The 13407-nt window shown below is 45.8% G+C and carries 9 protein-coding genes; 6 read left to right on the top strand and 3 right to left on the bottom strand.

The features are described 5' to 3' along the window. Positions 1-104: 104 nt before the first annotated feature. From QWY22_RS15210 to QWY22_RS15190, 5 genes are all read left to right on the top strand, one after another. Positions 105-3173, top strand: coding sequence for a S8 family serine peptidase (locus tag QWY22_RS15210; protein ID WP_300981677.1), 3069 nt, complete (start codon positions 105-107; stop codon positions 3171-3173). A 504-nt stretch (positions 3174-3677) separates the two neighbouring features. After that, positions 3678-4616 carry a glycosyltransferase family 2 protein gene (locus tag QWY22_RS15205; protein WP_300981676.1) on the top strand — a complete coding sequence of 313 codons (939 nt, stop codon included), beginning with the start codon at positions 3678-3680 and terminating at the stop codon, positions 4614-4616. After that, entirely contained in the window at positions 4616-6358 is a 1743-nt protein-coding gene (locus tag QWY22_RS15200) for a DUF6020 family protein (RefSeq protein ID WP_300981675.1), read from the top strand. The genes QWY22_RS15205 and QWY22_RS15200 overlap by 1 nt, the downstream gene beginning before the upstream one ends. After that, positions 6339-6686, top strand: coding sequence for an EamA/RhaT family transporter (locus tag QWY22_RS15195; protein ID WP_300981674.1), 348 nt, complete (start codon positions 6339-6341; stop codon positions 6684-6686). The genes QWY22_RS15200 and QWY22_RS15195 overlap by 20 nt, the downstream gene beginning before the upstream one ends. After that, positions 6673-7017: an EamA family transporter gene (locus tag QWY22_RS15190; protein WP_300981673.1), complete on the top strand. Its 345-nt coding sequence runs from the start codon at positions 6673-6675 to the stop codon at positions 7015-7017. The genes QWY22_RS15195 and QWY22_RS15190 overlap by 14 nt, the downstream gene beginning before the upstream one ends. A 39-nt stretch (positions 7018-7056) precedes the next feature. On the opposite strand, the gene QWY22_RS15185 is transcribed toward QWY22_RS15190, so the two are convergent. The 3 genes from QWY22_RS15185 to QWY22_RS15175 all read right to left on the bottom strand — a co-directional run bounded on the left by QWY22_RS15185 (position 7057) and on the right by QWY22_RS15175 (position 10591). Next, positions 7057-8139 (bottom strand): S-layer homology domain-containing protein, encoded by a 1083-nt coding sequence (locus QWY22_RS15185; protein ID WP_300981672.1) that lies wholly within the window; start codon positions 8137-8139, stop codon positions 7057-7059. An 89-nt stretch (positions 8140-8228) separates the two neighbouring features. After that, positions 8229-9305, bottom strand: coding sequence for an S-layer homology domain-containing protein (locus QWY22_RS15180; RefSeq protein WP_300981670.1), 1077 nt, complete (start codon positions 9303-9305; stop codon positions 8229-8231). Between the two features lie 203 nt (positions 9306-9508). Continuing rightward, positions 9509-10591, bottom strand: coding sequence for an S-layer homology domain-containing protein (locus QWY22_RS15175; protein WP_300981669.1), 1083 nt, complete (start codon positions 10589-10591; stop codon positions 9509-9511). 296 nt (positions 10592-10887) lie between these two features. On the opposite strand from QWY22_RS15175, the gene QWY22_RS15170 reads away from it, so the two are divergent. Continuing rightward, positions 10888-13245, top strand: coding sequence for a bifunctional 2',3'-cyclic-nucleotide 2'-phosphodiesterase/3'-nucleotidase (locus tag QWY22_RS15170; protein ID WP_300981668.1), 2358 nt, complete (start codon positions 10888-10890; stop codon positions 13243-13245). The last annotated feature ends 162 nt before the right edge of the window (positions 13246-13407 follow it).

Genomic DNA, 13407 nt, shown 5'->3' with positions numbered 1-13407 from the left:
ATGGTAATTTTTTATCAAAAGGGGGTGAAATAAGAAAAATACATGATAAAATCTAACTATCTGGTAATTCAGAAAATACATAATGCATGTAAGGGAGGAAGCTGATGGTGGAGAAAAAGCGGTTTTGGAAGTTTGCAAGTACCTTATTAGCCATGGTGATGATTGTAGCTTTGCTGTTTCCGTTTCCTGCTTCAAGTTATGCCAAAGACACGAGCCCAGTTAAACCTGCTCAAGACGAAAGCCAGTTTCTGATTCGCTCCGCGATTGCTGAACAAACCGAACTGCTTAAAGGCAAACCGAAAATTCATCCGGATTTACAGAAATTACCTGCCAACCAAGAAGTGGGAGTCATTGTGCATTTATCCAATCGGCCGGCTGCTCTCGAACAGGGAATACTGGCGGCACAAGGGAAGACGGTAACCACTGCCAAAGTGAAAGAAGCAAAAGTGGCAGCGATTAGCCAACAAGCCACAGTTTCGAGCCAAATTCAGCAGAAAAAGCTCAACGTAACAAAAGGATTTTCCTACAGCACCGTCTTAAACGGTTTCTCCGCCAAAGTAAAAGCAGGGGATTTGAAAAAGCTGCTCCAAATCGAAGGCGTCACCTTGATCGAGCCGGACGTCCACGTCGATGCCATTCCGGAAGCAGCAGATCAAGTCAAGCCGAGTGCCATTGCGAAGTTCAAAGCGAGTACCACTTTTCTAGGAATCGATAAATTATGGGCAGAAGGATTGAACGGCAAAGGCGTCAAAGTGGCAGTCCTTGATACGGGCATCGATCCAGATCATCCCGAATTCAAGGGCATTTATAAAGGCGGCAAGAACTTTGTGCCAAATACCGTCAATTACGCGAAACCGCGTGCAAAAAATGATCCATCCGAAACCAAGCCATCTGAACGGCCGCCGCATCTGCCTGCAGTCAATGATTTTGGCGGAACATTTGCGACCACACACGGAACCCATGTTGCGGGTATTCTTGCAGCAACTGGTGCCAATGATTTCGGTTTTAAAGGGATAGCACCGAAAGTGGATTTGTATGCTTACCGCGTCCTCGGCGCATACACCGGCGGTGAATTCTCCAGCATCATCGCAGGAATTGAAGAAGCTGTCGTCCAGGATATGGATGTCATCAATTTATCGCTTGGCGGTTATGGAACTTCTGAAGCCGAGTCCATGTCCTTTGCGCTGAACAATGCCATGCTCGCGGGAACAGTGGCGGTATCTGCAGCGGGGAACAATGGATTATTCCGCAGCTCAATCGGAACTCCTGCTACATCCAGACTGGCAATCGCTGTCGGCAATTCGACCATTCCGGAAGCCCATCATAGCGGAATGATCAACGCTACGGTCGGCAAATACAAACTCGCGAAAGTCCATAACTTGATGGCGACCGAACTCAATCAGGACACCGCTGCAAAACTTGCGGGTTCTACAGAACTTGTCACCATATCTGGTGCAGGAGCTGAAGCGGATTACAAAGGAAAAGATGTGAAAGGCAAAGTTGTACTGGTTGCGCGCGGGGAAATCCCATATACCAATAAAATCAAAACCGCCAAAGCAAAAGGGGCAAAAGCGATCCTGATCCATAACCTTCGAAATGCCCCGGAAGGAGAAGGGCCGGCGAATGTGTTCTTCGGCGATGCCTTTGATTTTATTCCGGCATTCGATTTGTCTCGGGCAGACGGTGAAGCTTTGCGCCGTGAACTTGCCAAATCGAAAGGGAGCGTCAGTTTTAGCGCCATCAAGACGACCACTACTGCAGGAGATGCCATTTCTGAAACAAGTTCCAGTGGGCCGACGACGCCAAACTTCGATATCAAACCGGACATTGTGGCACCGGGCATGAACATCATGTCGGCGAAACCCATGTACAAATCGGAATTTCCAAAAGCCGATTACCGCAAAGCTTACGTCCGGGAATCCGGCACATCAATGGCCTCGCCGCATATCGCAGGAATCGCGGCTTTGATAAAACAAGCACATCCAAACTGGACGCCGTTTGACATCAAAGTGGCGCTGGCCAACTCGGCAAAAGTGCTAGATACCACAAAATACGATGTTTTCGCCCAAGGTGCTGGCCGTGTCCAAGCTTTTGCAGCAGTTCATCCGCAAGCAATGGCGTATTCACTCGACAAGGCCGTACAGAATCAAAGCGGCACCCAAATCAATAACTTAAAAGGATCCGTTACATTCGGGCCGCAGCCGATTCGCACTAAAAACATTTCAGTTGCCAAACAAATCCGGGTAAAAGACATCACCGGAAAAGGCGGCAATTACAAAGTGAGCATCCAGGTGAAGAAAACAGCCGGGAACGCTAAACTTACCGTGGACAAACCGGCCTTCACTTTAAAAGGTGAGCAACTATTGAACGTTACGTTGACCGCATCCAAAAATGCAGGAGCGGTCTACGGAGATGAAATCATCGGGTACATCCGTATTTCAAACGGTGCCACCGCGATGTCATTGCCGTTCGCTGCAGATTTGAGCGGTGAATTTATCACGGAACTGCAAACACCTGCCATGACGGTGTTAGATCTGTCGTTTGATGGAGATGGTGTGAATGACAAAGCCGAATATCGTTTTAACTTGACGGGCAACTTGGCGAAAAACTCATTGGAAATTTGGAACATCATGAATCCGAGAAGCGGCGGCTTTGAAGACGGCTACATCGGCTATATCCATTCCGCGCAAACGATGAAAGCCGGGAAGGTCGCCATTCCGATAACGGGCAAATACCGCCCATGGACAGGTGCACCGGAAACCACCATTCCGGATGGCCTGTACTCATTCGATTTCCTTGGCATCCCGGCATCTAACAACCCACCCTTTGTCGGTGCCAATATTTACCCGGTCGTTGTAAAAAACACGGATCCAATCATCAAAGCCACACTCACAGGTGCCAAACTGAGCGGCAAAGTGGAAGACATGTACCTCGTCTATAACACTGAACTTGCCCGGTTCGGCTTGCCATTCGACTTGAACAGCAAACTGAAAGCAAGCTTCGTCGTTACCAAAAATGGCAAAGCCCAAAAAGCGGTTCCATTCACATTAAAGCAAAATGGGACATTTACCCTCAATATCCAAAATTTCAACCCAGCAGCTGACAAAGTCAAAGTCATCATCACCGATGCTGCTGGAAACAAAGGCGAAGCCACTATCAATCAAACCAAATAAACTGTGTAGAAGGCATCTGCTGATGGAGCAGATGCCTTTTCTTATAAAACTAGTTATAGGAAGTTCGCAAAGCGAAAAGGGGAACTCAAGAAGAGAAAGGTAAAACTCAAAGAAAGAATTGTGAAATTCACTTGCCCAATAGTGAAATTCAGCTAGAGAAAAGTGAAACTCACAAGCCCAGCCTACTTAAACCTTAGATGCCGAGCTTTTCGCCTGCAGCGAAAAGCGAAAAAGACACCAAATAACACTTTTCACTGAGTATCGTGAAACTCACCTGCCAAATCGTGAAACTCAAAGAGAGAATCGTGAAACTCACCTGCCAAATCGTGAAACTCATCGAGAAAATAGTGAAACTCACCAAGCAAAACCGGTCAAAAGGAGTTACCTTCCACTCACACCACCCCTTCTTCCACCAAATACAAACCCTTTCAGGTCCTATTTCACTAAAGCATTCAATCATGTTACAATGAAGAATATGTCTAGATGAAATAAAGGAGAACAAAAATGGAAATTGCAATTTTATTGCCTTGTTATAACGAAGAACTGACGATTGGCAAAGTCATTGAAGACTTCAAGAGAGAACTGCCTCATGCAAAAATTTACGTTTACGATAATAACTCCAAAGATAAAACCACAGAAGTGGCACTGGCTCATGGAGCAATCGTGCGCCAAGAGCCGCGCCAAGGGAAAGGGAACGTGGTTCGTTCCATGTTCCGCCAAATCGATGCCGACGTTTACATCATGGCCGATGGTGACGATACATACCCTGCAGAATTTGTTCACGAGCTGATTAAACCAATCGTCAACAAAGAAGCAAACTTGGTGATCGGAGACCGGTTATCCAACGGTACTTATTTCAATGAAAACAAGCGGAAATTCCATGGTTTCGGGAACACGCTTGTGAAAAACTTGATCAACCGCTTGTACAAGAGCAATATCAATGACATCATGACGGGTTACCGAGCATTTGACCGTTTGTTTGTCAAATCTTTGCCTGTCACGAGCCCTGGTTTTGAAATTGAAACTGAAATGAGCATCCATGCTTTGGATAACAAATTCCTGATTAAAGAAGTCGCAATCGATTACCGTGACCGCCCAGAAGGCAGTGAATCCAAACTGAATACGGTTCAGGATGGCATCAAAGTACTTCGCATGATCTTTACTTTGTTCAAAGACTACAAGCCATACTTATTCTTCACGTCGTGGGCTGTTGTTTTCTTGATTTTGGGCTTGATTGCCGGCGTGCCGGTCATTGTCGAATACGCTCAAACGCAGTTCGTCACACGTGTGCCATCAGCAATTCTTGCCGTCGGCCTCGTCATGGTATCGATGTTGTCGTTCGCTTGTGGCTTGATCCTCGACACAGTAGCCGGAACGCACCGCAAACAGTTTGAACTTGAACTGATTCGCATCAGCGACCGGATTCGGGGAGAGGCAAAATAATGAAAAAGACTTACCTGGTAAGTGCTGCATTGTTACTAGCAGCACTTTTTCTTTCGCTAACCGCTGTTTTTTATTTCCAACCGATTTTAAATGCCAGTTTCTGGCTGATTGCATTGGTGACGCTTGTCTTGTTTGCGTTGCTGATTTACATTTATCCGTTTGCCCGAATAATCAAAGCATGGCCGCGGCCGAAACAAATCAGCTTGGTGATTTTCCTGCCAATCTTTTCGATTCTTGCTTCCTTTAGTGTGCGCGGGGAACAGGGGTATCTCGCAGATAACCATTTGGTCATTAAGCTTGTTGTGTACTTTGGTATGTTCTTAGCGGTCGCCATATTGGTGATGGCCATTATCAAATTTTTCCTGGCGATCAAGCCCGCAACAGAATTGCAAAAAGTGTCACCAGTATATGTGTTGATTTACATGCTGCCGATGCTTGCCGCTTCGATGGTGATGTTCATCGCCTTCTATCCGGCAGCGATGACGCCCGACTCCATGGCGCAGTGGGAACAGGCGAAAACGCAGGAATTCACCAACTGGCATCCGGTCATGTTTACATGGACCATCATGTTCTTAACCAAACTATGGGACAGTCCGGGAAGTGTGGCGTTGTTCCAAATTGCTTTGCTCGCTATCACTATGGGGTATCTCGGCTATTTGATGAAACGATTCAATCTCCATTCCGCAATTATTTGGGTCGTCTTAATTGGTGCAGCCCTTGTTCCGATGAATTCCATTCTTTCCATCACCATCTGGAAAGATGTAACGTATAGCATTTCACTCTTGTTTTTCTCATTGTTGATGATCTTATTGGTCAAAACGAACGGCGAAGAAACGAAAAAGCTGTCCTTTATGGCCTTATTTCTGATCAGTTCGTTCGTGCTGGTATTCTTCCGCCACAACGGATTCCCGGTATTTGTCATCACGATGATTGTGGTGTTGATCATGTACCGCCATACGTGGAAGCGTCTCTTGCCGGCAGCGCTGGTTATTATCGTCATTCATCAAATTATCACGGGGCCGGTGTATACCAAACTTGATGTGGTGGACTCGGATCCCCAGGAAGCGCTCAGCATCCCGACTCAGCAAATTGCCAATATTGTCGTTAATAACGGCGATATGGACGACGACCAACGGGCGTATGTCAACAGCCTCATGGCGCTCGAAAAATGGCCGGAAAAATACAATCCCTACAGCGTCGACCCGATTAAATTTTCTTGGGGCGACTACGACCGCTGGGTCATTTACAACGATTGGCCAGGCTACTTTAAAATGTGGGGCGGACTTGTGGTCCAGAACCCGGCGCTGGCCATAGAAGGTTTCTTGAAGCAAAGTTCGCTCGTCTGGCAGATGAATTTGCCGGAAGATGGGCGGATGAACCGCTATGTGACCAACATCTATTATGGCAATGAATTCGGGCTCGTGAACCGAGTGATCTATCCTACTGTGACGCAAGCAGCCGGCAAGTATTTAAGTGTTGATGACAGTGCCAAAGAAACGATTTGGCGTCCTGCTGTTTACATTTTCTTGAGCACGCTGCTCATCTACATCGCGTATTTGCGCAATAACTGGCGCGTTTGGCTGTTGCTATTGCCAATTGCATTAAATACCGGGGCAGTAACAGCGACCATTCCGGCGCAGGATTTCCGCTACTTGTTCAGCAATACCTTGTTCTTGTATGCAGCCTTATTCATCAGTTTGATCTCCTTTGTCCCAAGGGGCGGTGGCAAGCTTGAAAAGTGAGGAAACAACAAAACCTTTAGGCATCGTGCTGATGGTGGCCGCCGCTTTTTCCACGGCAACAGGGCAAATGTTCTGGAAACTGGCAGACTCGGTGCTCGATTACCAGATGTGGATCGGCTTTGTGCTGTACGGAATGGGTGCTGTCTTAATGACGGTGGCGTTTCGCTTCGGCAAGCTGTCCGTCTTGCATCCATTGCTCAGCCTCGGGTACGTCATCGCCATTTTCTACGGGGCGATGTTCCTTGGGGAAGCCGTGACGCTTAATGTTTCTCTTGGGACGCTGTTAATCCTGGTGGGCGTTGTCGCGATAGGGGGTGACCGCCATTAATCTCTTGCTTGGATTATTGATGATCGTTATGACGTGGCTCGGCGCACTCGGCGGTTATTTCCTAAAAGCCGCTTCCAGCCATGATCTGCAAACCGAAAAAACAAAAATGGTGACAAAGCTGGTACTGGGAGTCGGCTTTTACGGCTTGGGCGCGATCCTCAACATTGTGGCGCTGCAATACTTGCCGTATACGACCGTGTTCCCATTAACCGCTGTTACGTATATTTGGACAATGATTTTGTCCTATTTCATCTTGAAAGAAAAAATCAGCCTGCGCAAAATCGCAGGTGTCCTGTTGATCCTTACCGGTGCCGTAGTACTTGTAAGCTAAAAAAGAAGGCCCGCTCATCAGTGTGAGCGGGCCTTCTTTTTATTTCACTGCAATCAATTCGTAAATTAATTCCCCATTCATTGCGACTTCCTTCACAATTCCATATCCTTCAACCAAATAATATTTAGACCCTTCTACACTGGATTGAGGGATCGGCAAGATCGTCACTTCCACCGCATTCTTAAACGTTTTATATTTGGTTTCAATCGTCATGCCGACATTGGTGATTTTAGCAGGCAATGAAAACGTGCCATCTTCATTAAACCGTGTTCCTTTTTGAATCGGGTAAACTAACTGGGTGTGGTATTCAACTCCTGGATAGCCAATCTGCAACTCTTCGCTTGTCTCGTATTCTGAGAAATAGGAAGGCGGTACATTTTCAGATTGATTTACCCAGAGGAAGTTATGTATATTTTCATACTTTCCTTTCGGTTTCACGTACGAAGCATCAAACTTTATCCCATCCCAATACTGAAACGTATACGTTTTTGTTTTGTCCATCAAATACGAATGGGCCATATGGGTATCGTTTTGAAATTTCGGTTCTAACCCACGAGCTACAAAAGCAGAGAACTGCGCACGTGTAGTAGCTTGGGTTGGTTTAAAGGTCTTATCTGGATATCCGGCTGCAATATTGCCTCTGATAACGCCACCGATGGCTTCGTAAGCACGCATATTCTGTGAAACGTCTTTTAAATCTTCAACGGCCTTCATTTCGAGTGGGTATACCCGTGAAAGAATGATCGCCATATCGCCGCGCGTAATCGGGGCATCCGGCTTAAACGTACCGTTCTCATACCCCCACACATAGCCGGCTTTCGCCGCTGCGGCAATATAACCGCTCGCTTTCAAGCTCTTCGGCACATCCTTGAACTGAGAATCTTTTTGTGTGCCATCCAAGCCCTTCAACTTGCCGATCATGATGGCCGCTTCCGCACGGCTCACCGTTTTATCCGGGCGCAGAGTGCCGTCTTCAAAACCGGAAATGACTCCTTTGTTCTGCAAATACGTCATTTCCTCAAAAAAACGGTGGCTGTTCGGTAAATCCGTTGCGGCCTGTGCCGGGGAGGCAAGTAATGTGAGTGCCAGTACCGCTCCTGTAATCAATGAAACCTTTTTCAAATCTTCCACTCCTTCATAGTTAACTGCAGAAAAGTTCAAAGAAAAGGAGAGTGCTAACACTCTCCTTGAAATCTTCTAAACAGTTTTTATCACTTGACTGAAAACAATTCAGAAAGAACTTTGCCATCCAGGGAAACGGTTTTAACGTGACCATGTCCTTCGACCATGTAATATTTATGACCTTCTATATTCTTTTTAGGATCTGCTTTTAAAGTTACTTCAACGGCATTGGTAAATGTTTTGTATGGCGTTTTCACCGTCACGCCAACATTTGTGATTTCATAAACTGACGAGTCTTGGAAACCAGTAAAAGTGGCTCCTTTTTTAATTGGATAAACCAAATCGATATAAGAGTCGGATCCTGCAAAACCGGATAAGTGAAACTTGCTGGATTCATGCTCTGTGTAGTATGAGAATTCGTTTTCATAAATTCGTTTCCATACAAAGTTTTCAATGTCAGCAAATTCACTGTCAGGCTTTACATAGGAATAAATTTCATATTTGCCATCTGCATTTTTGTAAGAATACGTTTTCGTTTTATCTCTTAAAAACGAGCCTTTCATATGTGTATCGTTTTGGAACTTCGGCTCCACTCCACGAGACAGGAATGCGGAAAATTGCGCACGAGTCGTAGCATTGGATGGCTTAAACGTGTTGTCTGGATAACCAGCCGCGACATTGCCGCTTACGACATAGCCGATGGACTCATAAGCTTTCATATTTGGTGAAACATCCTTGAAGTCTTCAAGCCCGGGCATGTAAAGCGGGAACACACGGGATAGGATAATCGCCATATCCCCGCGCGTAATCGGAGCGTCCGGCTTAAAGGTGCCGTTCTCATATCCCGATACATAGCCGGCTTTTGCCGCTGCCGCAATATAACCGCTCGCTTTCAAGCTTTTCGGAACATCCTTGAACCCGGCGTCGCGTTGCGTGCCGTCCAAGCCTTTCAATTTGCCGATCATAATCGCGGCTTCCGCGCGGCTGACCGTTTTATCCGGGCGCAAGGTGCCGTCTTCAAAACCGGAGATGACCCCTTTGTTCTGCAAATACGTCATTTCCTCGTAAAACCGGTGGCTGTTCGGCAAATCGGATGCTGCTTGTGCAGGGGAGGCGAGTAAGGTCAATGCCAGTACCGCTCCTGTAATCAATGAAAACTTTTTCAAATCCTTCACTCCTCAATTTTTTTTACAGACTCAAAACGTTTCTTAGGTGAACAAATCGAATAACTAAGTAAATCGTATGTATAAATAAGTCTTGTAATCTGTATGTAATATAATTGTAACATTGATTCCATAAATATCAATAATTATGTAGTAATTTCCAAATGAAAAAGGAGAATTCCTTTTGAATTCTCCTTACTTCCTCTTTATTTAACCGAAATCAACTCGCCTAAAACATTTCCAGTTAAGTCCAAAGTTTTTACATTTCCGAATCCCGGGACCATATAATATTTCACGCCGTCAAATTCAAAGTCTTTATCAGCTGGAACCGTTACTTCCACTGCATTCGTGAATGTTTTGTATTTCGTTTTTACCGTTACGCCGGTTTTGGTAATTTGAGCAGCGGGTCCATAAGGTGAATCTTCGTTGAACTTCGTACCGCTTTTAACCGGATAAACCAGATCAATGAAAAACTCCGAAAATGGTTCGCCCGTAGCATGGAATTCACTCGACTCAATATCCACCAAGTAATAGCTGTCTCCGGAAGCAAAATCACCTTTCCAAAGGAAGTTCCAGTCCTCAGCCAATTCGCCTTTTGGTTTTACGTAAGAAATTTTCTCAATATCGCCATCATTCCATTGGAAGGTATAAGTTTTGGTTTTATCCATTAAATACGAGCCCTTCATATGCGTATCGTTCTGGAATTTCGGCTCCAAGCCGCGCGATAAGAACGCTGCAAATTGTGCACGCGTTGTCGCATTAGTCGGCTTAAATGTGTTGTCCTGGTAACCGGCAGCAATACTGCCGCTGACTACTTGCCCAATTGCATCATAAGCACGCATATTCGGCGATACATCTTTAAAATCTTCAAGGCCTTGCATGGCAAGAGGGAAGACATACGAAAGAATGATTGCCATATCGCCGCGCGTAATCGGTGCGTTCGGTTTAAATGAACCGTCCAGGTAACCTGAAATATAACCGGCTTGAGCAGCAGAAGCGATATAACCGCTCGCTTTTAAGTTAGCCGGTACGTCTGCAAATTTTGTGCCGCGCTGTGTGCCGTCCAAACCTTTCAGTTTCCCAATCATGATGGCAGCTTCTGCGCGGCTCACAGTTTGATCGGGACGCATTGTACCGTCTTCAAACCCGGAAATGACTCCTTTTGTCTGCAAAAACGTCATTTCCTCATAAAATCTGTGTGTGTTCGGCAAATCCGATGCGGCTTGTGCGGGTGATGCGAGTAGGCTTACTGCCAATACTGCACCGGTAATCAATGAAAATTTCTTCAAAACGATTCACTCCTCAACTTTGTTTTTCAGACCTACAAGAACGTTTCCGGCATTCATCCCAAAGAATTGACTATGCAGTGGTGCATTGTGAAATATCCTGTAATAATCCTGTAATATTAATGTAACATAAGTTCCATAATTAACAATATTTATTCAGAAGTTTTTTCAAAAAAAGGTAAAAAGAAAAAACTTACTTGATAATTTCAACGTAAATTTTTTGTAAACGCCTTCATTTGTTAAAAAACTGGCGTATAATAAAAACTGTTGGACTATTAAGAACTTAAGGAGATGGAAGAATGGCAATCGGAAGAAAAGCCGCTATTGCAATAATCGCACTGGTTTTAACGCTAAGTGGATTAATTACCGTTACACCTGCTCAAGCAGCAAACGAAGTATCTCGCGGGGAATTCGTCAAACACCTCGTCACTTCGATGGAGCTGGAGCTTGGAGACGGATCAACGATCGCATTTAAAGACGTTGATAAAAAATTGGCGCCATACGTGGAAGCAGCTTACAATTTAAAGCTGATCAGCGGAAAAACGGCAACCACATTTGGACCAAACGAAAAAATTACACGTGAACAAGGATTCGCGGTTGCAGCACGCGCCATCGAATCGGAAAAAGAATATTCAACTTCCTTATTAACTAAATTCAAAGACAACCGCTATTTAAGCCGCAGCCTGCTTGGCAATTTGTCAGAAGCAGTCGGCGTTGGGTTGCTTTTCGGTTATAAAGACGGCACCGTCAAACCTTCTAAAGGCATTGCGCCAGGTGAAATGCGTGCCATCGTTCAGCGTTTGCTGAAAGAATACAAAACGGTAAAAGGCAAAGACGTGTCGCTTCGCATTTTGGGGACGTCCGATTTGCACACGAACTTCGTCAACTATGATTATTACCAGGACAAAGAGTCCAATGCACTTGGTTTAGCGAAAACAGGCGTCTTGATTGAAGCTGCCCGTGCAGAAAACCCGAACGCTATGTTATTCGACAACGGCGACTTGATCCAAGGAACGCCATTTGGCGGCTATAAAGTAACGGTGGACCGCTTAGAAGACGGCGAACTTCACCCGGCTTATGCAGCACTGGAGTCACTGGACTTTGATGCATCAACACTTGGGAACCACGAATTCAACTTCGGCTTGGATTATTTGGACGAAGCACTGGATGATGCGCCATTCCCAGTATTGAATGCCAATGTGTACGACGCAAAAACAAAGAAAAACCGCTTCACGCCTTACACCATCATCGACAAAGAAGTAGTGGATGGCAAAGGCAAAAAACACACCATCCAAGTAGGGGTTATTGGAGTTGTAGCACCACACATCATGAAATGGGACCGCGCGAATCTGGAAGGCAAAGTCATTGCAGAAGACGCAGTTGCATCTGTTAAGAAATTCCTTCCTGAAGTAGAAAAAGCAGGCGCCGATGTCGTCGTCGTTCTTTCGCACTCGGGAATGGGTGATGAAACATACGAAGTCGGTGAAGAAGACATCACGTACCAGCTTTCTTCTATTAAAGGCATCGATGCCATCATCACAGGGCACAACCATGATGTCTTCCCAGGATCATATGGCGAATTGAAAAACGTCGACCAAGAACAAGGGACGATCAACGGCACACCAATCGTGATGCCTGGTAAATTCGGCAGCCACTTGGGTGTCATCGATTTGAAATTGGCTCCTAAAGGAAAAGAATGGGAAGTTGTTTCAGAAAAAGCCGAACTTCGTGCCATTGATACAAAAACAAACGTAGTAGCAGAACAAGTCATTGAAGCAGTAAAAGAAACACACGAAGCAACCATCGAATATGTCCGCAGCCCAGTAGGTGAAACAACAGCTCCGATCACGAGCTATTTCTCCTTGGTAACGGATGATCCATCGATCCAAATCGTCAACAACGCACAAAAATGGTATGTTGAACAAAAAGTGGCAGGTACAGAAAATGCCAACTTGCCAATCCTTTCAGCAGCAGCTCCGTTCAAAGCAGGCGGACGCAACGGTGCTGAATACTACACAGACATCAAAACCGGCCAAATTGCCATTAAAAACGTAGCAGACCTATACGTCTTCGACAACACGGTCTTCACTTTGAAACTGACAGGCGCAGACCTGAAAGAATGGCTCGAAATGTCCGCTGGCCAGTTCCAGCAAGTGAACCCGGCAGCAACAGGCGAACAAAAACTGATCAACGATGAATACCGCACGTACAATTTTGACGTCATCGATGGCGTCACATACGAAATCGACGTCACCCAGCCGGCGAAATACAATGCCGAAGGCGCAGTCGCAAACGCATCTGCAAACCGCATCAAAAACTTGAGCTTCGACGGCAAAGCAGTTGATCCGGCTCAAGAATTCCTAGTCGTAACAAACAACTACCGCGCAAGCGGCAACTTCCCAGGCGTCCGCAACGCTACAGAAAAAATGGATTATGCCTACGAAAACCGTCAAGTCATCATGGACTACATGGTCGAAGTCGGCACCATCGATCCATCCGCTGACAGCAACTGGTCATTCTCACCAGTCGCAGGCAACTTGAACCTAACATTCGAAACCTCACCAAAAGCCCAACAGCTGATCCCAGCTGACAGCGGCATCACGTACATCGGTGCAGGCGCAAACGGCTTTGCCAAATACGGCATCGACCTGAAATAAAACCCATAAGAAAAGGCATTTGCGAACCCGCAAATGCCTTTTTCTTTGAAGTGAAAGTGGTATAGGGAAACTCAAGGGAAGAAAAGTGAAACCCAGCAAGAGAAAAGGGGAACTCACCTATGAAATAGTGAAACTCAAGCACCAAATCGTGAAACTCACTCC

Source organism: Planococcus liqunii (assembly GCF_030413595.1).
Lineage (GTDB): Bacteria > Bacillota > Bacilli > Bacillales_A > Planococcaceae > Planococcus > Planococcus liqunii.
The sequence above is the reverse complement of the archived record's forward strand: the minus strand, read 5'-3'. Positions and strand labels throughout refer to the sequence as shown.

Coding starts and splice junctions, on each gene's coding strand:
- QWY22_RS15210 (WP_300981677.1), top strand. CDS start 105: ATGGTGGAGAAAAAGCGGTTTTGGAAGTTTGCAAGTACCTTATTAGCC.
- QWY22_RS15205 (WP_300981676.1), top strand. CDS start 3,678: ATGGAAATTGCAATTTTATTGCCTTGTTATAACGAAGAACTGACGATT.
- QWY22_RS15200 (WP_300981675.1), top strand. CDS start 4,616: ATGAAAAAGACTTACCTGGTAAGTGCTGCATTGTTACTAGCAGCACTT.
- QWY22_RS15170 (WP_300981668.1), top strand. CDS start 10,888: ATGGCAATCGGAAGAAAAGCCGCTATTGCAATAATCGCACTGGTTTTA.